The 18,856-nt window shown below is 60.5% G+C and carries 23 protein-coding genes and 1 tRNA gene; 20 read left to right on the forward strand and 4 right to left on the reverse strand.

Annotated elements, in window-relative coordinates; translation table 11 throughout:
* Entirely contained in the window at positions 1–780 is a 780-nt protein-coding gene (gene hisF, locus AC23D4_RS18995) for an imidazole glycerol phosphate synthase subunit HisF (protein ID WP_472889146.1), read from the forward strand.
* Positions 781–794: 14 nt separating this feature from the next.
* On the opposite strand, the gene AC23D4_RS19000 is transcribed toward hisF, so the two are convergent.
* The gene (locus tag AC23D4_RS19000; protein ID WP_472889147.1) at positions 795–1,292 is read right to left on the reverse strand and encodes a LapA family protein; all 498 of its coding nucleotides are present in this window, start codon (positions 1,290–1,292) and stop codon (positions 795–797) included.
* Between the two features lie 109 nt (positions 1,293–1,401).
* Between AC23D4_RS19000 and hisI the strand changes: the two genes are divergently transcribed.
* The 7 genes from hisI to tatC all read left to right on the forward strand — a co-directional run bounded on the left by hisI (position 1,402) and on the right by tatC (position 4,698).
* Positions 1,402–1,800 (forward strand): phosphoribosyl-AMP cyclohydrolase, encoded by a 399-nt coding sequence (gene hisI, locus AC23D4_RS19005; RefSeq protein ID WP_472889230.1) that lies wholly within the window; start codon positions 1,402–1,404, stop codon positions 1,798–1,800.
* A 5-nt stretch (positions 1,801–1,805) separates the two neighbouring features.
* Entirely contained in the window at positions 1,806–2,177 is a 372-nt protein-coding gene (locus AC23D4_RS19010) for a phosphoribosyl-ATP diphosphatase (protein ID WP_472889148.1), read from the forward strand.
* A gap of 11 nt (positions 2,178–2,188) precedes the next feature.
* Positions 2,189–2,578: a DUF4870 family protein gene (locus tag AC23D4_RS19015; protein ID WP_472889149.1), complete on the forward strand. Its 390-nt coding sequence runs from the start codon at positions 2,189–2,191 to the stop codon at positions 2,576–2,578.
* 12 nt (positions 2,579–2,590) lie between these two features.
* Entirely contained in the window at positions 2,591–2,953 is a 363-nt protein-coding gene (locus AC23D4_RS19020) for a histidine triad nucleotide-binding protein (RefSeq protein ID WP_472889150.1), read from the forward strand.
* 122 nt (positions 2,954–3,075) lie between these two features.
* A complete protein-coding gene (gene tatA, locus AC23D4_RS19025; protein WP_305360216.1) occupies positions 3,076–3,321 on the forward strand; it encodes a Sec-independent protein translocase subunit TatA in 246 nt (81 codons plus the stop codon).
* A gap of 88 nt (positions 3,322–3,409) precedes the next feature.
* Complete coding sequence (gene tatB, locus AC23D4_RS19030; protein WP_472889151.1) at positions 3,410–3,904, forward strand: Sec-independent protein translocase protein TatB; 495 nt, start codon at positions 3,410–3,412, stop codon at positions 3,902–3,904.
* Positions 3,904–4,698, forward strand: a complete 795-nt coding sequence (gene tatC, locus AC23D4_RS19035; RefSeq protein ID WP_472889152.1) for a twin-arginine translocase subunit TatC — start codon at positions 3,904–3,906, stop codon at positions 4,696–4,698. Before tatB ends, tatC begins: the two co-directional genes overlap by 1 nt.
* Positions 4,699–4,746: 48 nt before the next feature.
* Here tatC and AC23D4_RS19040 read toward each other — a convergent pair whose 3' ends face one another.
* Positions 4,747–5,892, reverse strand: a complete 1,146-nt coding sequence (locus AC23D4_RS19040) for a S1C family serine protease (protein WP_472889153.1) — start codon at positions 5,890–5,892, stop codon at positions 4,747–4,749.
* Between the two features lie 85 nt (positions 5,893–5,977).
* On the opposite strand from AC23D4_RS19040, the gene AC23D4_RS19045 reads away from it, so the two are divergent.
* The 3 genes from AC23D4_RS19045 to pdxA all read left to right on the forward strand — a co-directional run bounded on the left by AC23D4_RS19045 (position 5,978) and on the right by pdxA (position 8,204).
* On the forward strand, positions 5,978–6,223 hold the full coding sequence (locus tag AC23D4_RS19045; protein WP_487623647.1) for a DUF3149 domain-containing protein: 246 nt from the start codon (positions 5,978–5,980) through the stop codon (positions 6,221–6,223).
* A gap of 128 nt (positions 6,224–6,351) precedes the next feature.
* Entirely contained in the window at positions 6,352–7,128 is a 777-nt protein-coding gene (locus tag AC23D4_RS19050; RefSeq protein WP_472889155.1) for a Nif3-like dinuclear metal center hexameric protein, read from the forward strand.
* A gap of 68 nt (positions 7,129–7,196) precedes the next feature.
* Entirely contained in the window at positions 7,197–8,204 is a 1,008-nt protein-coding gene (pdxA, locus tag AC23D4_RS19055; RefSeq protein WP_472889156.1) for a 4-hydroxythreonine-4-phosphate dehydrogenase PdxA, read from the forward strand.
* 57 nt (positions 8,205–8,261) lie between these two features.
* Here the strand turns inward: pdxA and mscL are convergent, their stop codons facing one another.
* Positions 8,262–8,690, reverse strand: coding sequence for a large conductance mechanosensitive channel protein MscL (gene mscL / locus AC23D4_RS19060; RefSeq protein WP_472889157.1), 429 nt, complete (start codon positions 8,688–8,690; stop codon positions 8,262–8,264).
* Positions 8,691–8,942: 252 nt separating this feature from the next.
* Between mscL and petA the strand changes: the two genes are divergently transcribed.
* The 6 genes from petA (at position 8,943) to AC23D4_RS19090 (ending at position 13,205) form a co-directional block, all read left to right on the forward strand.
* Positions 8,943–9,551 (forward strand): ubiquinol-cytochrome c reductase iron-sulfur subunit, encoded by a 609-nt coding sequence (gene petA, locus AC23D4_RS19065; RefSeq protein ID WP_472889158.1) that lies wholly within the window; start codon positions 8,943–8,945, stop codon positions 9,549–9,551.
* 49 nt (positions 9,552–9,600) lie between these two features.
* Positions 9,601–11,010, forward strand: a complete 1,410-nt coding sequence (locus AC23D4_RS19070) for a cytochrome b (protein ID WP_472889159.1) — start codon at positions 9,601–9,603, stop codon at positions 11,008–11,010.
* A 31-nt stretch (positions 11,011–11,041) separates the two neighbouring features.
* Positions 11,042–11,800: a cytochrome c1 gene (locus AC23D4_RS19075; protein WP_472889160.1), complete on the forward strand. Its 759-nt coding sequence runs from the start codon at positions 11,042–11,044 to the stop codon at positions 11,798–11,800.
* Between the two features lie 121 nt (positions 11,801–11,921).
* Positions 11,922–12,533 (forward strand): glutathione S-transferase N-terminal domain-containing protein, encoded by a 612-nt coding sequence (locus tag AC23D4_RS19080; protein ID WP_305360226.1) that lies wholly within the window; start codon positions 11,922–11,924, stop codon positions 12,531–12,533.
* A 55-nt stretch (positions 12,534–12,588) separates the two neighbouring features.
* A complete protein-coding gene (locus tag AC23D4_RS19085) occupies positions 12,589–13,110 on the forward strand; it encodes a ClpXP protease specificity-enhancing factor (RefSeq protein ID WP_472889161.1) in 522 nt (173 codons plus the stop codon).
* A 19-nt stretch (positions 13,111–13,129) separates the two neighbouring features.
* Positions 13,130–13,205, forward strand: a tRNA-Thr gene (locus AC23D4_RS19090).
* Positions 13,206–13,262: 57 nt separating this feature from the next.
* On the opposite strand, the gene AC23D4_RS19095 is transcribed toward AC23D4_RS19090, so the two are convergent.
* Positions 13,263–13,577 carry a hypothetical protein gene (locus AC23D4_RS19095; protein WP_472889162.1) on the reverse strand — a complete coding sequence of 105 codons (315 nt, stop codon included), beginning with the start codon at positions 13,575–13,577 and terminating at the stop codon, positions 13,263–13,265.
* Positions 13,578–13,622: 45 nt separating this feature from the next.
* On the opposite strand from AC23D4_RS19095, the gene AC23D4_RS19100 reads away from it, so the two are divergent.
* From AC23D4_RS19100 to argJ, 3 genes are all read left to right on the forward strand, one after another.
* Positions 13,623–14,573: a M23 family metallopeptidase gene (locus tag AC23D4_RS19100; RefSeq protein WP_472889163.1), complete on the forward strand. Its 951-nt coding sequence runs from the start codon at positions 13,623–13,625 to the stop codon at positions 14,571–14,573.
* 168 nt (positions 14,574–14,741) lie between these two features.
* The gene (gene secA, locus AC23D4_RS19105; RefSeq protein WP_472889164.1) at positions 14,742–17,501 is read left to right on the forward strand and encodes a preprotein translocase subunit SecA; all 2,760 of its coding nucleotides are present in this window, start codon (positions 14,742–14,744) and stop codon (positions 17,499–17,501) included.
* A 61-nt stretch (positions 17,502–17,562) separates the two neighbouring features.
* Positions 17,563–18,810: a bifunctional glutamate N-acetyltransferase/amino-acid acetyltransferase ArgJ gene (argJ, locus tag AC23D4_RS19110; RefSeq protein ID WP_472889165.1), complete on the forward strand. Its 1,248-nt coding sequence runs from the start codon at positions 17,563–17,565 to the stop codon at positions 18,808–18,810.
* Positions 18,811–18,856 lie beyond the last annotated feature (46 nt).

Here is an 18,856-nt window from a genome sequence, read left to right on the forward strand (position 1 = left end):
ATGCTCGCCAAACGCATCATCCCCTGCCTGGACGTGACCGGTGGCCGCGTGGTCAAGGGCGTCAACTTTGTCGAGCTGCGCGACGCCGGCGATCCGGTGGAGATCGCCGCGCGCTACAACGATCAGGGTGCCGATGAACTGACCTTCCTGGACATCACGGCCACCAGTGACGGTCGCGACCTGATCCTGCACATCATCGAAGCCGTGGCCTCGCAGGTCTTCATTCCGCTCACGGTGGGCGGCGGGGTGCGTACCGTAGAAGATGTGCGCCGCCTGCTCAACGCGGGTGCCGACAAGACCAGTTTCAATTCGGCGGCGATTGCGAACCCGCAGGTGATCCGCGAAGCGTCCGACAAATACGGTGCGCAATGCATCGTGGTCGCCATCGACGCGAAGCGCCGCTTTGGTGAGGACATGTTCAACCGCGGTGAGGGCTGGGATGTCTACAGCCACGGCGGGCGCAAGAACACCGGACTGGACGTCATCGCCTGGGCGAAGCAGATGGCCGATTTCGGCGCCGGCGAAATCTTGCTCACCAGCATGGACCGCGACGGCACCAAGTCGGGCTTTGACCTGGCGCTCACCCGAGCTGTGTCTGATGCGGTGAATGTGCCGGTGATCGCCTCCGGCGGTGTGGGAAACCTCGATCATCTGGCCGACGGCGTGCAACAGGGCGGGGCGGATGCCGTGCTGGCCGCCAGCATCTTCCACTACGGCGAATACACCGTGGCCCAGGCCAAAGCGCGCATGGCCGAGCGCGGCATACCGGTCCGTATCTGACCGGAGCGGACTCTTCAGTTGTTGAGGCCCGACGGGTTCGGCCATTGCCGGTCCAACCGGTCTTCCAGTTCGCCGATGCTGGCCTCCAGGCCGTTGCCGGACTGTTCGATCACTCGGGTCAGAACGGCCTGTGATTGGTCGATCTTCTGCTGCACTTTTTCAGACAATTCCAGCTCGCGCGCGGCCATGGACTGCATCTCCGTTTGCAGGTACTGGCGCAATTCGGTGAACCGGGATGCCTCTGCCTTGTCGGCCAGATGGCGCTGATCGGTTGCTTCTCGCGTGATGCGCCGCACTTCCATCAGGTGCACCGTCTGGTAGTAGACCAGCGCGAGCAGAAACACCACCAGCACCAAGGTCAGCATACCCAGCAGCACCAGTCCCAGTGGGGCCTGTACCTGCGCGAACCCGAAACTGAGTGCCGTGGGTTGCAGTATCTGTTCGAAATTGAGTGCCACGAACCCGGCGATCAGCAGGATGAACAGGATCAGGATGAGCGTTCGGATTTTCATATCGGTGTCCTGTTGGTGAACCCGGCCCCGGAGTGGAGCGGGCGATCAGAGCAAACCCATCCTACCGTCATTCGGCCAAAGCCTCTGTCGGGTGCCGCACACATGGTAGATTCCCTCCATGAACTGGTTGGACGAAGTGAAATGGGACGCCCAGGGGCTGGTCCCGGTGATCGCGCAGGAAGCGGCGAGTGGCGACGTGCTGATGTTCGCCTGGATGAACCGAGAGGCCTTGCAGAAAACGGCCGAACTCGGCCGCGCAGTGTATTTCAGCCGCTCACGCAACAAGCTCTGGTTCAAGGGCGAAGAGTCAGGCCATGTGCAGACGGTGCACGACATCCGGCTCGATTGCGACAACGACGTGGTGCTGCTCAAGGTCACGCAACTCGGCCATGAGCCGGGCATCGCCTGTCACACCGGGCGCCACAGCTGCTTCTACCAACGCCATGAAAACGGGCTATGGCATGCGGTCGATCCGGTGCTCAAAGACCCCGAATCCATCTACAAATGATCCCCATGTCTTCCACCGATGCCCTGGCGCGCCTGGCCGCCGTGATTGAGAGTCGCAAGCCAGCGAATGGCGGTGATCCCGAAAAAAGTTACGTCGCCCGCCTGATGCACAAAGGTCCGGATGCGTTCCTGAAGAAAATTGGCGAAGAGGCCACCGAGGCCGTGATGGCTGCCAAGGACTGTGACCATGGTGGCGACGGTCAGAAGCTGGTGAACGAAGTGGCCGATCTCTGGTTCCACTGCATGATCGCGCTGGCGCACTATGGCAAGACCCCGGCCGATGTGGTGAACGAACTCTCGCGGCGCGAGGGTTTGAGCGGCCTGGAAGAAAAAGCGTTGCGCAAGGCGGTGGCGCGTGAAGCCGAGTCCAAATCCTGAAAGGTACCGACATGAACGACATCATCGACGTCAAAGCCGTCGACAGCGAAAAAGCCGAGTCGCTCAAGACCATCGGCTGGATCAGCTATTTGCTGCATCTGATCGTGGCCGTGGCCGCGGTCATTCCTGGAGCGCAGGTGGGTGCTGGTCTGCTGATCGTGGCGTTGATCATCGACCTGGTGAAGCGGTCCGACGCCGAAGGCACCTGGCAGGCCAGCCATTTCTCGTGGCGCATCCGCACCGTGATCTGGGCCGGCGTGCTCTATGTGGTGACGTTCCCTCTGTTTCTTCTGTTGTACCTGCCTGGTGCGATCGCCTGGGCCATCATTTCCATCTGGTTCCTCTATCGCATCGTCAAGGGCATGGTGCGCATGAACGCCAGCCAATCCCTGCCCGACTGAACACGCCTACCCATGAGCACGCACGACCCGGACTGCATTTTTTGCAAGATCATCGCTGGCCAGATTCCCTCGAAAAAGGTGTATGAAGACGAGGAGTTGTACGTTTTTCATGACATCCACCCCTGGGCGCCGGTGCATTTTCTGATGGTGCCCAAAATGCACCTCGCATCGATGGCTCAGCTCACATCCGAACATGAACGCTTGATGGGGCGCATGATGGTGCTCGCACCGAAACTCGCCATGGAACAGGGCTGCAATCCGTATCCCGATGGCGGATTCCGCATGGTGTGCAACACCGGCTCCGAGGGCGGGCAAGAAGTGCGGCATTTGCATGTGCACATCATGGGCGGACCACGACCCTGGTTGCGGGGCTGACACCGACCAAGAGGTATTTGGCTGGGGGCGGGATTTCCCTTTGAAGGGCTTCTGAACTCTGCCCCGGGCTTAGAATCCCACCCATAGCGTCCAACGCTTCATTTCTATATCTGGAGAAAATTATGGGTTCTTTTTCGATTTGGCACTGGCTGATCGTGCTGTTGATTGTCGTGATGGTGTTCGGGACCAAAAAACTCAAGAACATTGGCTCGGATCTGGGCGGTGCCGTCAAAGGTTTCAAGGACGGCATCAAGGAGGGTGGCCAGAGTGCTGCCGATACCCCCCCCTCGGCACCCGCCGGTCAGGTGACCCAGGACACGCGCACCGACAAAAACACCATCGACGTCGAAGCCAAGCAAAAAAGCTGATGTTGTGCAACAGCGGTTGTTTCCTGAACCGCTGTGAACCCGGCACGGGCATGGCCCGTGCCCGCCTTGATTTCCGGATGGCCGACACATGATTGATCTGGGCATTTCCAAACTCGCCCTCATTGGGGCGGTGGCGCTGATCGTCATCGGCCCTGAGAAGCTTCCGCGCGTTGCGCGCACGGTGGGTGCTTTGCTGGGCAAGGCTCAGCGCTACGTTTCGGACGTGAAGGCCGAGGTGAGCCGGTCGATGGAGCTCGAAGAGCTCAAGAAGATGAAAGAGTCGGTCGAGAGCGCTGCCCGCGACGTCGAGTCCTCGGTGCAGAGCGGCGCAGGTGACTTCGAAAAATCCTGGTCCGAAGCGACAGCCGGCCTGGAGGGCAACACGGCCTCTTACGATGAGGCGCTGGGTTCCATCGGATCCGATCTGCACCCCACCTACAAGCACCCCAAGAAGAACTGGCGCATCAAGCAAAAGGCCATGCCCCAGTGGTTCAAGGCCCGCACAGGTGTTCGTACCCGCACCCAGTCGGGTGCCGCGCGCGTGGCGCGTTTCCGTCCTCGCTCCACTACCGCTCCCCGTTGATGTCCGACCCCAAAGATTCCACCGACGAACTCGCCGGTTCCGAGCAGCCTTTTGTCCAGCATCTGATGGAGCTGCGTGATCGGCTGCTCTACGGTATCGTGGGGTTGGCGATCTGCATGGCGTTGCTGGCTTTCTGGCCAGGCCCCAGCGGGCTGATCGACCTGATCGCGGTGCCCATTCGTGCGCACATGCCACCCGATGCCAAGCTGATCGCGGTGGGCGTGTTTTCCCCCTTTTTCGTGCCCATCAAGGTGCTGGCCATGGCGGCCCTGCTGCTGTCGTTGCCGTGGTGGATGTACCAGATCTGGGCCTTTGTGGCTCCGGGGCTGTACAGCCACGAAAAACGCTTTGCGATCCCTCTGATCGTGCTGGGCAGCTTGCTGGCCTATGTGGGGATTGCCTTTGTGCAGTTGTTTGTGCTTGACAAGATGTTTGGCTTCATCCAGCAGTTCACCCCCGCCAGTGTTGCGGCCACGCCCGACATTGCGTCGTACGTGGAAGCTATCCTGTCGCTCTACCTGGCCTTCGGTCTGGCGTTCCAGGTGCCCATTGTGGTGGTGCTGCTGGTGAAGACGAACATGGTGACGGTGCAGAAGCTCAAGGAGTTTCGCGGCTATTTCATCGTCGTCGCGTTTGTCATCGCCGCGGTGGTGACCCCACCCGATGTCATTTCGCAACTTGCACTGGCGGTGCCCATGTGCCTGCTGTACGAGGTGGGCATCTGGGGCGCGCAGTGGTTCATCAAGAACACCGCTGTGCCTGAAGCGCCGGCTGAAGACGTTCCTGCGAAGTGAGTTGCCTTTTTGGGTCGGACCCGTGAGACGGGGTTCCGAGCTTCGGATTCACTCGACCGGCCTGGGTGGCGGTGTGCGCTTCCCCGGGGTGATGTCAATGCGGCTTTTGCCGTCCTTGCGCACCACATCCAATGTGGCCGGTGTGCCCGGTTGAAGCCCGGCCACAGCAGACAGCAGTTGTGCCACATTGGTGACATCGCGACCCGCCACGCCAACGATCACATCCCCAGGGCGGATGCCTGCCTGGGCAGCCGGGCCATTCTGCAAGACGCCCGTGATGATGACGCCAGTGCCAGACGACAGGCCAAAACTTTCGGCCAGTTCCGGGGTCAGGTCCTGAGGCTCCACACCGATCCAGCCGCGAGTGACCTGACCGTCGCGCACGATGGCATCCAGGACACTGCGCGCGGTTGAAGTCGGGATGGCAAAACCGATGCCCATGGACCCCCCCGAGCGCGAGTAGATGGCGGTGTTGATGCCCATCAGGTGGCCATTGATGTCCACCAGCGCACCGCCCGAGTTGCCCGGGTTGATGGCCGCATCGGTCTGGATGAAGTTTTCAAAGGTGTTGATGCCAAGCTGCGTGCGCCCCAGTGCGCTGACGATGCCGCTGGTCACGGTTTGCCCCACACCGAAAGGATTGCCGATGGCCAGCACCTGATCGCCGATGGAAAGGGCGTCGGAATCTCCCAGTGTGATCACCGGCAGTTCCTTCAGGTCGACCTTCAGAATCGCCAGATCGGTTTCGGGATCGGTCCCAATCACCTGTGCTGCGCTTTTTCGACCATCGTTGAGGATGACCTCGATCTGGTCGGCTTCTTCAATCACATGGTTGTTCGTCAGGATGTAGCCCGCAGGGCTGACGATCACACCCGAACCCAGACCCGCCTGGGGCTGTGCCTTGCCCTGTTCGCCGAAAAAGAAGCGGAACCAGGGGTCTGCATTCGGGCTCCCGGCTTCGGCTGCTTTGCTGGTGTTGATACTCACCACCGCGGGCGATGCAGCTCGCGCAGCAGCGCTGAAGCTGTTGGTCGCAGGCAGGGAAATCCTGGGTGCAGGGGCTTCCAGCACTGGGACCACTGAAGTGAATGTGGGCTTGCGGTTCAGCCACTCGGGTTTGAGTGTGGCAACCACAAAAAAGGCTGCCAGCAGCACGGTCACGGATTGGGCAAAAACCAGCCAGAGTCGTTTCATGTCGGATCAGTGTGTACAAGTCTTGGGTCGCAGGCACCTGAGTGTGGGCCATCCCGCTTGACCTGATTGTGCTGCATATGGCATCTTGGGTTCAGAGTTCAACCGGTTTGATGCACGTCAAGGCGGGGGATGCCCGCAACGGTTGCAATGGCGGCCTATCACGCAAGGAATGGAGCACACAATGAAAGCCATGGTGGATCTTTTTTCAACCGACTACGGCCTGTTCAGCATCGCCGGCATCATTTTCATGATCGGTATGGCGATCTGGTTTTACCGCTTTTTCATGCGAAAGATCTCTGAAGCCGAGCGCGCGCAGGGTTCCCAGCGCTGAGTTTTCGCGCATTTGAGCGCGACCCGTCACCAGGGCGCTGCTCCACACAGGGGCTGTCAGAATAAGGTCAGTGCTTGGCAGACATATCGTGCGTTTGCCAGTTTTGACTCCTTGTTGACTCCCTGTTTATGAACCCTCCAGATTCCCACGTAACTCGCGCGGCCTTGCTGGCGTCTTTTGACGAACTCCTGCAGCCTGCGTTGTTTCGCGACCATGGCCCCAACGGTCTGCAGGTGGAGGGGCGGGCTGAAGTTCGGAAACTGGTTTCCGGTGTCACCGCGAGTCTGGCCTTGATCGACGCGGCCATCGCGGAGAACGCCGATGCCATCCTGGTTCATCATGGTCTTTTCTGGCGAGGGCAGGATGGGCGGGTCACCGGATGGATGAAGCAACGTCTGTCGCGCCTGCTGGCACACGACATCAACTTGTTTGCGTACCATTTGCCGCTTGATGCCCACCCCACTCTGGGCAACAACGCGCAGTTGGCCCGACACCTGGGTATTGCGCTGCGCGAGGGTCCCGACCACCGGTTTGGTGAACAGTCTCTGGGCTTCCTGGGGCTGCGCTCCATGGCCTCTGCGTCAGCGCTGGCTGATCATGTCGCCTTGGCACTGGGTCGGCCGGTCACGCTGGTGGCTGAGCCGGACCGGCCCATCGAGTGCGTCGCCCTCTGCACCGGTGGCGCTCAAGGATATTTCGAATCCGCCATTGCGGCCGGCGCTGACGTGTTCATCACCGGCGAAATATCGGAACCACAAGCCCACTACGCCCGCGAATGCGGCGTGGCCTATATCGCCTGCGGGCACCATGCGTCCGAGCGTTACGGGGCACCGGCTGTGGCGGGACATGTCGCCACAGAGCTTGGTTTGCGGCATATTTTTATCGACATCCCCAATCCGGCCTGAGCCACGGTTACCGCATGAAATCATCAGAGCACCCGTCTCCCGCACCTCGCCGCCCTGTGTTGGTGACCATGGGTGATCCGGCGGGCATCGGACCTGAAATCATTGCGAAGGCCATGCGAGAGCGGCCAGAGCTGCAGCGTCAGCTGGTGGTGGCGGGCGACATGGCGACGCTGCAGCGCGCGGCGCTTGCAACCGATGCAAATGATGGTCCTGGGCAACTGGCTTTTGTCCGGATCCCTGACCTCGGGCACTGGGGCGGGGTTCCTGCTGACCATGTGGCCATCATCCAGACCTGCGAGTTGAAGCGGCCTGTGGCCTTGGGGCAGATTGACGCCCTGGCGGGAAGGGCCGCGGCCGATTGCATCCGGTTTGCTGCCGAAGCGGCGCTCAAAGGGGATGCCAGGGCGGTGGTGACCGCGCCCATCCACAAGGAGGCGCTGGCTGCGACCGGGGTGGCACATCCTGGCCACACAGAGTTCCTGCAGGCGCTGGCCGCTGCGCACCTGGGCGTGTCCATCGACAACTTGCCGGTGCGCATGATGCTGAGCTGTCCCGGTTTGCGCACGGTGCTCGTGAGCATTCATGTTTCGCTGCGGCAGGCGCTGGATTTGGTGACGGTTGAGCGCATCTTGCAGACACTGCGGATCACGGACGCGCATTTCCGCCGGTGTGGCCTGCCGCTGGTGCGCATCGCCGTGGCGGGACTGAACCCGCACGCCGGCGAAGGCGGGCTGTTTGGGCGGGAGGAGCTGGACACCATTGCGCCGGCCGTGCAACAGGCGGTGCGAGAAGGTATGCAGGTCAGTGGGCCGCATGCGCCCGACACGGTGTTCATGCGAGCCCGGCAAGGTCATTTTGATGTGGTGGTGGCCATGTACCACGACCAGGGGCTCATTCCGGTGAAGCTGCTGGGGCTGGAGCACGGTGTGAACACCACACTGGGCTTGCCCTTTGTACGCACAAGCCCTGACCACGGTACCGCATTTGATCTGGCTGGAACCGGGCGTGCGTGTGCTGCCAGCCTGTTGGCCGCGATCGATGCCGCTCTGCAAATGACCGCTTCAACCCGCACATGAAAAAGGGAGGGAGCCGTGTCGACACGGTCCCCTCCCTGTGAGTATTCAGGCGGACGTCTATTTGCGCAGGCTGTCGCGGATCTCGCGCAGCAACACCACGTCTTCCGGCGTGGGTGCGGGCGCTGCTGGAGCGCCAGACTCATCGCGCTTCATTCGGTTGATTTGTTTGACCATCATGAAAATGATGAACGCCAGAATGAAAAAATTGATGGCGACGGTGATGAAGTTGCCATAGGCCAGGGTGGGCACGCCCGCTTCCTTGAGTGCTGCCAGCGTGGGCGCAGTACCTTCAGGCACCGTGCCCAGGGCGATGTAGAGGTTGGTGAAATCGAGGTTGCCGAAGACGGATCCCACGACCGGCATGATCACGTCTTCCACCAGCGAGCCGACGATCTTGCCAAACGCGCCACCAATGATCACACCAACCGCCAAGTCGATCACATTGCCCTTGACGGCAAACTCCTTGAATTCCTGCATCATGCCCATGCCTGTACCTCTGAAGGTGGTTGATCAAACCGTCTGGCCGTTTCCTGCTCCTGTCAAAGGCATTCTATCATGGCGTTCGTGAATGCCGCCTTTCAGTCCCAACCCCTGATTCAGGTCAACTGCCAGTCGCTGTCACCACATCACAATACCCCGCGCAGTAACCTCGGCAGTCAAAAATGACCCTGTTGCGCTCCGGTACAATGCAGGGTTGCCCCCAGTATCTCCGTCAAGAACCGTCATTGAAAGATCCCCATGAGTGAAGCAACCGTTGATGCGACTGTGGACAACAGCCGCCGCACTTGGCTGATCACATCCTGCGCCATGGGTGGCGTGGGAGCAGCGGCCGTCGCAGTTCCTTTTGTGAGCACATTTCAGCCTTCTGAACGCGCCAAAGCGGCGGGGGCAGCGATCGAAGTGGATATCTCGGCGCTCCTGCCTGGCGAAAAGCGGGTGGTCGAATGGCGGGGCAAGCCCGTGTGGATCATGCGTCGCACGCCAGAGCAACTGGCTGCACTCGAAAAACAGGAAGACCAGCTGGCCGATCCGACTTCAGAGCGCAAAGCCTATCCGACGCCCGAATACGCCAAGAACCGCCATCGCTCGATCAAGCCCGAAATTCTGGTGGCCGTGGGCATTTGCACCCACCTCGGCTGCTCGCCAGGCGACAAGTTGACACCAGGCCCGCAGCCATCTTTGCCAGACGACTGGCAGGGTGGCTTCCTGTGTGCGTGTCACGGTTCCACATTTGATGTGGCGGGACGTGTTTTCAAGAACAAGCCCGCGCCGGACAACCTGGAGGTGCCGCCGCATTACTACCTGTCGGACACCACTTTGCTGGTGGGTGAAGAGAAAACCGCCTGAGCTGCAAAGCAGCGACCTGCAAGCAGACAACTGACCACAGAGGCATCCCATGGCTGAATTCAAAGAAATATCTCCCGACGCACCCCTGGTCCAGAAAACGATGAACTGGATCGACAACCGGTTCCCTCTGACCAAGCTCTTCAATGAGCACATGGCCGAGTACTACGCACCAAAAAACTTCAACTGGTGGTACATCTTCGGCTCGCTGGCGCTGCTGGTGCTGGTGATCCAGATCGTCACCGGCATCTTTCTGGTGATGCACTACAAGCCCGACGCCAACCTCGCGTTCGCCTCGGTCGAGTACATCATGCGCGACGTGCCCTGGGGCTGGTTGATCCGCTACATGCACTCCACGGGCGCGTCGGCGTTCTTCATCGTGGTCTATCTGCACATGTACCGCGGTCTGATCTATGGCTCGTACCGCAAGCCGCGTGAACTGGTCTGGGTATTCGGTTGCGCGATCTTCCTGGTGCTCATGGCTGAAGCTTTCATGGGTTACCTGCTGCCTTGGGGTCAGATGTCCTATTGGGGCGCTCAGGTGATCGTGAACCTGTTCTCGGCCATTCCCTTCGTCGGCCCTGACTTGGCCTTGCTGATTCGCGGCGACTTTGTGGTCGGTGACGCCACGCTCAACCGGTTCTTCAGCTTCCACGTGATCGCCGTGCCTCTGGTCCTGTTGGGGCTGGTGGTGGCCCACATCATTGCGCTGCACGAAGTGGGTTCCAACAACCCGGATGGCGTTGAGATCAAGGGCCCCGGCGCACCGAGAGACGCCCATGGCCATCCGGTCGACGGCATTCCCTTCCATCCCTATTACAGCGTGCACGACATCTTTGGTGTGTCGTTGTTCCTGATGGTGTTCTCGGCGATCGTGTTCTTTGCGCCCGAGTTCGGCGGCTACTTCCTGGAGTTCAACAACTTCATCCCGGCCGATCCGCTTGTGACGCCGCTGCACATTGCGCCGGTCTGGTACTTCACGCCGTTCTATTCGATGCTGCGTGCGATCACCAGCGAAATGATGTATGCCCTGATTGCCTGCGTGTTGCTGGGCGCGTTGCTGGGTGTGGCCAAAGCCAAACTCAGCCTCGTCATGAAGGGTGCTGTGGTGGGTGGTGCCGTGGTGCTCGTGGCGCTGATGATGGCCATTGACGCCAAGTTCTGGGGTGTGGTCGCCATGGGTGGCGCAGTGATCATCCTGTTCTTCCTGCCTTGGCTGGACAACAGCCCCGTCAAGTCGATCCGCTACCGTCCGAGCTGGAACAAGTGGTTGTACGCCGTGTTCGTCATCAACTTCCTGATCCTGGGTTACCTGGGTGTGCTGCCACCGTCGCCGGTGGGTGAGCGCGTTTCGCAGGTCGGTACCCTGTTCTACTTTGGCTTCTTCCTGCTGATGCCCTGGTGGAGTCGGCTCGGCGAGTTCAAGCCGGTGCCGAGCCGCATCAACTTCAAGCCTCACTGAGACACACCAGCACAAGCGGAGAATCAAGCAAATGAAAAAAATCCTTCTGGGCTTTGCACTGGCTCTGGGGCTTTCGGCCAGCGCACTGGCCGCTGGCGGTTTTGGCGTTCCGATTGAAAAGGCGCCCAACCGCACCAACGATGTGGCGGCCCTGCAAAACGGCGCCAAGATCTTTGTCAACTACTGCCTTAGCTGCCATTCGGCAGCCTACATGCGCTACAACCGGCTGCGCGACATCGGCTTGACCGACAAGCAGATCGCGGAGAACCTGACCTTTGCCACCGACAAGATCGGTGACACGATGAAGGCGTCGATCGATCCCCGCCAGGCGAAAGAGTGGTTTGGTGCCAATCCGCCCGACCTGACCGTGATCGCGCGCTCGCGTTCCGGTGCGGGTTATTCCGGTGCGGACTACCTCTACACCCTGCTGCGCAGCTATTACCGCGACGAAACCAAGCCCACTGGCTGGAACAACCTGGTGTTTCCGAACATCGGCATGCCCCATCCGCTGTGGGAGCTCCAGGGCGAGCGCAAGCCCGTCATGGAAAAGGTGACCAGCCATGGCCACGAAGTGGACGTCCTCAAGGGCTGGGAGCTGGGCAAAGCTGGCACCTTGAGCGCAGCTGAATACGATCAGAACGTGGGTGACCTGGTGGCCTACCTGCAATGGATGGGCGAACCAGCCCAAAATACCCGGGTGCGCTTGGGCGTCTGGGTGATGCTCTTTCTGGCGCTGTTCACCGTGGTGGCATGGCGTCTGAATGCCTCTTTCTGGAAAGACGTCAAGTAACTCACGCACCGCTTCAGGCTTCCGGTTTGATCCGAATGGCCTGAAAATCCACAGTGGTTGGCCTGCTGCCGCACACGAGCGGTCAGGTCGACCACTGTTTTTGCATTAAGGAGACTCCTCTATGATGGTTTTGTATTCGGGCACGACTTGTCCCTATTCCCACCGCTGCCGCTTTGTCCTGTTCGAGAAGGGCATGGATTTCGAGATCCGGGATGTAGACCTGTACAACAAGCCCGAAGACATCAGCGTCATGAACCCTTACGGCCAAGTGCCCATCCTGGTTGAGCGGGACCTGATTCTGTACGAATCGAACATCATCAATGAGTACATTGATGAACGCTTTCCTCACCCCCAGCTGATGCCCGGTGATCCCGTGGATCGGGCGCGCGTGCGGCTGTTCCTGCTGAACTTCGAAAAAGAGCTGTTTGCCCATGTGTCTGTGCTCGAGAACCGCAGCACCAAAGGCAACGACAAGGCGCTGGAAAAGGCACGGGCTCACATCCGCGACCGCCTGACCCAGCTCGCACCGGTGTTCCTGAAGAACAAGTTCATGTTGGGTGACAACTTCTCGATGCTGGATGTAGCCATCGCCCCGTTGCTGTGGCGTCTGGACTTCTATGGCATTGAACTGAGCAAGAACGCAGCGCCGCTGCTCAAGTACTCGGAGCGCATTTTCTCGCGTCCGGCCTACATCGAGGCACTGACCCCTTCTGAAAAGGTCATGCGCAAGTGATGGGTTGTGGCGGCATTCGCCATGACCTGTTGTCGAGACAGACCTTCATACATTCATGAGTCTTCCTGATCAGGACATTCCTTCGACCCGTCCGTACCTTATCCGTGCTTTGCACGAGTGGTGTGTCGATAACGGGTTTTCACCGTACATTGCCGTGCAGGTGGACGCGTCTGTACAGGTGCCTATGGACTTTGTGAACAATGGCGAGATCGTCCTCAATGTGAGCTTCGATGCGACCAGTTCGCTGCAGCTGGGCAATGAGTTCATCGAGTTCAAAGCACGGTTCGGGGGTGTGGCCCGGGAGATTGTGGTGCCCATTGATCACGTTGTTGCGATCTATGCACGGGAGAATGGGCAAGGCATGGCGTTTCCGGCGCCTGTTGCGGGTGGTCGTGTCGGCCTTGCCCCGTCGGATGTGGTGTTGGCACCTGTTCGATCCGAAGACCCCGAGCGGGCCAGTCTGCGTGCGGTGCCCAGTGAACCAACGGCAGAGGGCATGTCTGCATCGACAGATGAAACGCCTCCCCGTGGTCCGAACAAGGGCGGTGGGCGTCCAACGCTCAAACGGGTCAAGTAAAATTAAGAATTGAACATCCGCCGCTTTAGCTCAGTTGGTAGAGCACTCGCCTTGTAAGCGATAGGTCGTCTGTTCGAGTCAGACAAGCGGCACCATTCAAGGGATGTCCGGATTTCGGAGTTGCAGGGCAGGGCGCCCTTAGTGGGGATGATTCAGCGTTGAGGTGCCTGTACCTTGATACGAATGTTGCTGATGCGTGCGCCTTGATGTGTGAGCGTCTGCTGCAGGGCCGGTAGCAACTGGCGCAGCTTGGTAGAGGCAGCCGCGCTGCTGACCAGCATGCACCATTCGGTTTCATGAATGGGGCCGGCCTGAACCTGGCGCCGCAGCGCAGCCGGGATCAGGTGCTGGATCTGTTCCAGGCACCACTGGGATTCGCGAATCTGTTCGCGCAACGCAGCCAGCGTGGGTGCGGCACTGGCCGCTTGTTCCAGGCTGAACTGGGTCTGAAATCGGTGGTCGGGCATGGGGTATCTCGGGACTGACCCGTTACCGTCAGAAAGGTTTGAAACGTGCACATCATTATCACGGATGCTTGGCTTGCCAAGAGCCGGGCCCTGCACCTGAGCGGTGTCAGGCTGGTTGCCATGGGAGCGTTCGCGTCACTTTTGATGATGCTGGGCGCAGTGGCTGCGTACCATTGGGTCTTTCTCGAGGGTGTTCGCCAGGGTTGGCCCGGTTTTGGTCCTGTGGCGCGTCTGGTGTCGCAAGGCGAACTCGACTCCAAGGAGATCTACATGCGCGAGAACCTGGATGCAATGGCGCGCAAGCTTGGGGAGATGCAAGGCCGCATGGTTCAAATTGAATCTCTCGGGGAGCGTGTGGCTGGCCTTGCGGGCATCAATCCCCAGGAGTTCAAGCTTCCCGCGGGCTCTGGGGGAGCACTGGTGGGCAGTCGTGAATTGACTGTGGAAGAGCTGATGGGGGCCATGGAACAACTCGACCGCAACACCGGTTCGAGGGTCGATTGGCTGACGGTGATGGAATCCCGCCTGTTTGATCAGAAGATCCTGCGCACCATGGTGCCCACCGAAGAGCCGGTGAAGCGGGGCCAGGTGGGTTCCCCCTTCGGTTTTCGCATCGATCCCATCACCGGGCGTTCGGCCATGCACACGGGGCTGGATTTTCCGGCCGACACGGGAACCCCCATCCTGGCTGCGGCAGGTGGGGTGGTGGTGGTACAGGAGGTTCACCCGGCCTACGGGAACATGGTGGAAATCGATCATGGCAACGACCTGATCACCCGTTATGCGCATTCCTCCAGGGTGCTCGTCAAGAAAGGCGATATCGTCAAACGGGGGCAGAAGATCGCTGAAGTTGGCTCTACGGGTCGATCGACCGGACCTCATCTGCACTTTGAGGTCTGGGTATCGGGGGTTGTGCAAGATCCCAGGCGCTTCCTGGATGCGGGTGAAAACCTCGCAGCGGTACAGCTGGCGCCGAGAGGTCCGCGCAAGCCCTGAAGGCGTCTTGGTGCGCCAGTTAAAATCCCCACTTTGCTCTTGAAAGAGCAGCATTCGCAGGCACATCTGGGCTTACCGCTTTTGTGCCGCATTCGCTGGCAAGAGCCCTCCGATTTCCTTTTGCCTGTCCGGCACGTGTTGACACGTTGACGGTGCAGGCTCGCATGTATGGCCACAAACATTCTCACCAAAATATTTGGTAGTCGCAACGACCGCTTGCTCAAGACCTACCGCAAAACGGTGGAGCGGATCAATGGCCTTGAACCGCAGTTCGAAAAACTCAGTGACGAAGACATCAAGGCCCAGACCGAAGTCTTCAAGCGCCGCATAGCGGATGGTGAGGCGTTGGAGTCGGTGTTGCCGGAGGCGTTTGCGTTGGTGCGTGAGGCCAGCAAGCGCGTGATGAAGATGCGTCACTTCGACGTGCAGCTGGTCGGTGGCCTGGCATTGCACCATGGCAAGGTGGCCGAAATGCGCACCGGTGAAGGCAAGACGCTGACCGCCACGCTGCCGGTGTACCTGAACGCGCTCACCGGCAAGGGGGTGCACGTGGTGACGGTCAACGACTACCTGGCCAGCCGAGATGCTCAGTGGATGGGAAAGCTTTACACCTTTCTCGGACTCACGGTGGGCATCAACCTGCCACAGGCGCCGCGCGAAGAGAAGCAGGCCGCTTACGGCGCCGACATCACCTACGGCACCAACAACGAATACGGGTTCGACTACCTGCGCGACAACATGGTCTACGAGGCCGGTGACCGCGTGCAAAGGGGCCTCAACTACGCCATCGTGGACGAGGTGGACTCGATCCTGATCGACGAAGCGCGTACGCCGCTGATCATCAGTGGCCAGGCGGAAGACCAGACCCAGGTGTACCAGGCCATCAAGCAACTGGTTCCGCACCTGACCCGCCAGGAAGGTGAGGCCGATCCACGAACCGGCGAGGGTGTGACCAAACCGGGTGACTTTACGGTGGATGAAAAGGCGCACTCGATCCACATGACCGAGCAAGGCCACGAGAATGCCGAGCGACTGCTGGGCCAGGCCGGTTTGTTGCCCGAAGGTGCTTCGCTTTACGATCCGTCCAACATCGCCCTGATGCACCACCTGGTGACCTCGCTCAAGGCGCACCACCTCTATCACCGCGACCAGCACTATGTGAATCAGGGTGGCGAGATTGTCATCGTGGACGAGTTCACCGGTCGCCTGATGTCGGGCCGCCGCTGGAGCGATGGCCTGCACCAGGCGGTGGAGGCGAAGGAGGGCGTGGCGATCCAGCCGGAAAATCAGACGCTGGCATCGATCACTTTCCAGAACTACTTCCGCCTGTACGGCAAGCTCTCGGGCATGACCGGCACGGCCGATACCGAAGCCTACGAATTCCAGGAAATCTACGGCCTGGAAACGGTGGTGATTCCGCCGAACCGGATCAGCAAACGCGTCGATCAGCTCGACCGCGTGTACAAGACGACGCATGAAAAATACGTCGCCGCCATCGAAGACATTCGCGAGTGCCACGAGCGTGGTCAGCCGGTGCTGGTGGGTACCTCGTCGATCGAAAACTCGGAAATCATCGCCGCGCTGCTGGTCAAAGAGAACCTGCCACACGAGGTGCTCAACGCCAAGCAGCACGCCCGCGAGGCCGACATCATCGTCCAGGCAGGCCGTCCTGGTGCCATCACCATCGCCACCAACATGGCGGGCCGAGGCACCGATATCGTGCTCGGTGGCAACCTGGAAAAGATGACAGCAGCCATCGAGGGCGACGAGTCGCTGGACGAAGCGACCAAGGCTTCGCGCGTCGAAGCCCTGCGCCAGCAGTGGCAGTTGGACCACGAGAAGGTCAAGGCGCTGGGTGGCCTTCGCATCATTGCCACCGAGCGCCACGAAAGCCGTCGCATCGACAACCAGCTGCGTGGCCGATCGGGCCGCCAGGGCGATCCGGGCTCATCGCGCTTTTACCTGAGCCTGGACGATTCGCTGATGCGGATCTTCGCCGGTGACAAGGTGCGCGCCATCATGGACCGCCTGAAGATGCCCGAGGGCGAGGCGATCGAAGCCGGTATCGTCACACGAAGCATTGAGAGCGCGCAGCGCAAGGTCGAGGCCCGCAACTTCGACATCCGCAAGCAGCTGCTCGAATACGACGACGTGTCGAACGACCAGCGTAAGGTGATCTACCAGCAGCGCAATGACATTCTGGACGCACAGAGTCTGCGCGCCCAGATTGACTCGTTGCGCGATGGCTGTTTCACCGACCTGGTGCGCGAATACGTGCCCGAAGGCAGTGTGGAAGAGCAGTGGGACCTGCCGGGCCTGGAGCGCATTTTGCGCGAACAGTGGGCGGTCGAAGCGCCTGTGGCTTCATGGGTGTCAGATGCAGAGTCCATCGATGCTGAAGAAATTGTCGAGCGTGTGCTGGTAGCAGCCAAAGGCGTGTTTGACCAGAAGGTCGGCATGGTGGGTGAGGAGAACTTCACCCAGTTTGAGCGCATGGTGCTGCTGCAGACCATCGACAGCCAATGGCGTGAACACCTGTCGGCGCTCGACTACCTGCGTCAGGGCATTCATTTGCGCGGCTACGCGCAGAAACAGCCCAAGCAGGAATACAAGCGCGAGGCCTTTGTGCTCTTTGGTCAGTTGCTCGACAGTGTGAAGAACGATGTCAGCCGCATTCTCATGAACGTGCGCGTGCAATCGGCGGAGCAGATTTCCGAAGAGACCGAGCTGATGGAGGCACGGGCCGAGCAGATTGCCAATGTGACCTACACCGCCCCCACCGAAACCGGCGAGGTTGAGAGCATTCGTGGCGTGAATGTTGCCAGCCCGATCGACAAAGCACAAGACCTGCCCCGTGTGGGGCGCAACGAACCCTGCCCCTGTGGCAGCGGGAAAAAATACAAACACTGTCACGGTCAATTGACCTGAGTTGGGCGGGCACACCGTTCCAGCTTCCGCTTTCACCCGACCGGCACCCAACGGAGTTCACATGCCTGTTCATCTCGACCCTCCCGTGGCTGGCGACATGCTGGCGATTCCTGGTGTGCGCATGGGTGTCGCACAGGCGGGCATCCGCAAGGCGAACCGCACGGACCTGACGGTTTTTCTGCTGGACGAGGGTTCAGCGGTTGGCGCGGTTTTCACGCAGAACCGCTACGCCGCGGCACCGGTGCAGGTTTGCCGGGAGCATCTTTCGGCCGGTCATGCGGTGCGGGCGATGGTGATCAACACCGGCAATGCCAACGCAGGTACCGGCGAGTCGGGGCTGGCCCACGCCCGTCAGACCTGTGTGGCAACGGCGCTTGCGCTGGGGCTGCGTCACGAGCAGGTGTTGCCTTTTTCCACGGGCGTGATCATGGAACCCCTGCCGCTGGATCGCTTGCTGGCTGGCCTTCCGAGGGCGCTGGAGAGTGCGGCGCTGGCGTCGGGCGCATCAGGTGCACAGTGGCTGCTTGCCGCTGAGGGCATCATGACCACGGACACGGTTCCGAAGGCTGCGAGCCGCCAATTCTCACTCGGAGGGCGCACCGTCAGCGCCTCGGGCATTGCCAAGGGTGCCGGCATGATCCGGCCCAACATGGCCACCATGCTGGGCTTCTTGGCGACAGACGCCTGTGTGGCTCCGCAGCTGATGAACGCACTGGCCCGGCGTCTGGCCGATGTGTCGTTCAACCGGGTGACGGTTGATGGCGACACCTCGACCAACGATTCCTTTGTGGTCGTGGCGACTGGGCAGGCCGGCAACACCGCGGTCTCCGATCTGGACGGCCCGGACGGGCAAACCCTGCTGGCCGCATTGACACCTCTGGCCCAGCAGTTGGCGCACGCTATCGTGCGCGATGGCGAGGGCGCGACCAAGTTCATCACCGTGCGGGTTGAAGGCGGAGGCTCGTCGGCCGAGTGTCTGCAGGTCGCCTATGCGGTGGCCCATTCGCCGCTGGTCAAGACGGCTTTTTTTGCCAGCGATCCAAACCTCGGTCGCATTCTGGCGGCGGTCGGGTATGCCGGCATTGCCGACCTGGATGCCACCCGGATCGAGCTGCATCTCGGCGACGTGCACGTGGTCTCGGCGGGCGGTCGCCACCCGGACTACCGTGAGGAAGACGGCCAGCGTGTGATGAAGGAGGCTGAGATCCTGGTCCGCATCGGTCTCGGCCGCGGGACGGCGGTGGAGACGGTCTGGACTTGCGACTTCAGCCACGACTACGTGACGATCAACGCCGACTACAGATCTTGAACCTCTCCCGCCACGCTGTGCGTGAGCCGCTCATGGGGGCGACATA

Source organism: Hydrogenophaga sp. L76 (assembly GCF_057654755.1).

Coding starts and splice junctions, on each gene's coding strand:
- AC23D4_RS19015 (WP_472889149.1), top strand. CDS start 2,189: ATGAACGACATCATCGACGTCAAAGCCGTCGACAGCGAAAAAGCCGAG.
- petA (WP_472889158.1), top strand. CDS start 8,943: ATGAGTGAAGCAACCGTTGATGCGACTGTGGACAACAGCCGCCGCACT.
- mscL (WP_472889157.1), bottom strand. CDS start 8,690: ATGGGCATGATGCAGGAATTCAAGGAGTTTGCCGTCAAGGGCAATGTG.
- tatC (WP_472889152.1), top strand. CDS start 3,904: ATGTCCGACCCCAAAGATTCCACCGACGAACTCGCCGGTTCCGAGCAG.
- AC23D4_RS19095 (WP_472889162.1), bottom strand. CDS start 13,577: ATGCCCGACCACCGATTTCAGACCCAGTTCAGCCTGGAACAAGCGGCC.
- AC23D4_RS19010 (WP_472889148.1), top strand. CDS start 1,806: ATGTCTTCCACCGATGCCCTGGCGCGCCTGGCCGCCGTGATTGAGAGT.
- AC23D4_RS19085 (WP_472889161.1), top strand. CDS start 12,589: ATGAGTCTTCCTGATCAGGACATTCCTTCGACCCGTCCGTACCTTATC.
- hisF (WP_472889146.1), top strand. CDS start 1: ATGCTCGCCAAACGCATCATCCCCTGCCTGGACGTGACCGGTGGCCGC.
- AC23D4_RS19020 (WP_472889150.1), top strand. CDS start 2,591: ATGAGCACGCACGACCCGGACTGCATTTTTTGCAAGATCATCGCTGGC.
- secA (WP_472889164.1), top strand. CDS start 14,742: ATGGCCACAAACATTCTCACCAAAATATTTGGTAGTCGCAACGACCGC.
- AC23D4_RS19040 (WP_472889153.1), bottom strand. CDS start 5,892: ATGAAACGACTCTGGCTGGTTTTTGCCCAATCCGTGACCGTGCTGCTG.
- AC23D4_RS19080 (WP_305360226.1), top strand. CDS start 11,922: ATGATGGTTTTGTATTCGGGCACGACTTGTCCCTATTCCCACCGCTGC.
- AC23D4_RS19000 (WP_472889147.1), bottom strand. CDS start 1,292: ATGAAAATCCGAACGCTCATCCTGATCCTGTTCATCCTGCTGATCGCC.
- tatB (WP_472889151.1), top strand. CDS start 3,410: ATGATTGATCTGGGCATTTCCAAACTCGCCCTCATTGGGGCGGTGGCG.
- AC23D4_RS19070 (WP_472889159.1), top strand. CDS start 9,601: ATGGCTGAATTCAAAGAAATATCTCCCGACGCACCCCTGGTCCAGAAA.
- AC23D4_RS19075 (WP_472889160.1), top strand. CDS start 11,042: ATGAAAAAAATCCTTCTGGGCTTTGCACTGGCTCTGGGGCTTTCGGCC.
- argJ (WP_472889165.1), top strand. CDS start 17,563: ATGCCTGTTCATCTCGACCCTCCCGTGGCTGGCGACATGCTGGCGATT.
- AC23D4_RS19050 (WP_472889155.1), top strand. CDS start 6,352: ATGAACCCTCCAGATTCCCACGTAACTCGCGCGGCCTTGCTGGCGTCT.
- tatA (WP_305360216.1), top strand. CDS start 3,076: ATGGGTTCTTTTTCGATTTGGCACTGGCTGATCGTGCTGTTGATTGTC.
- pdxA (WP_472889156.1), top strand. CDS start 7,197: ATGGGTGATCCGGCGGGCATCGGACCTGAAATCATTGCGAAGGCCATG.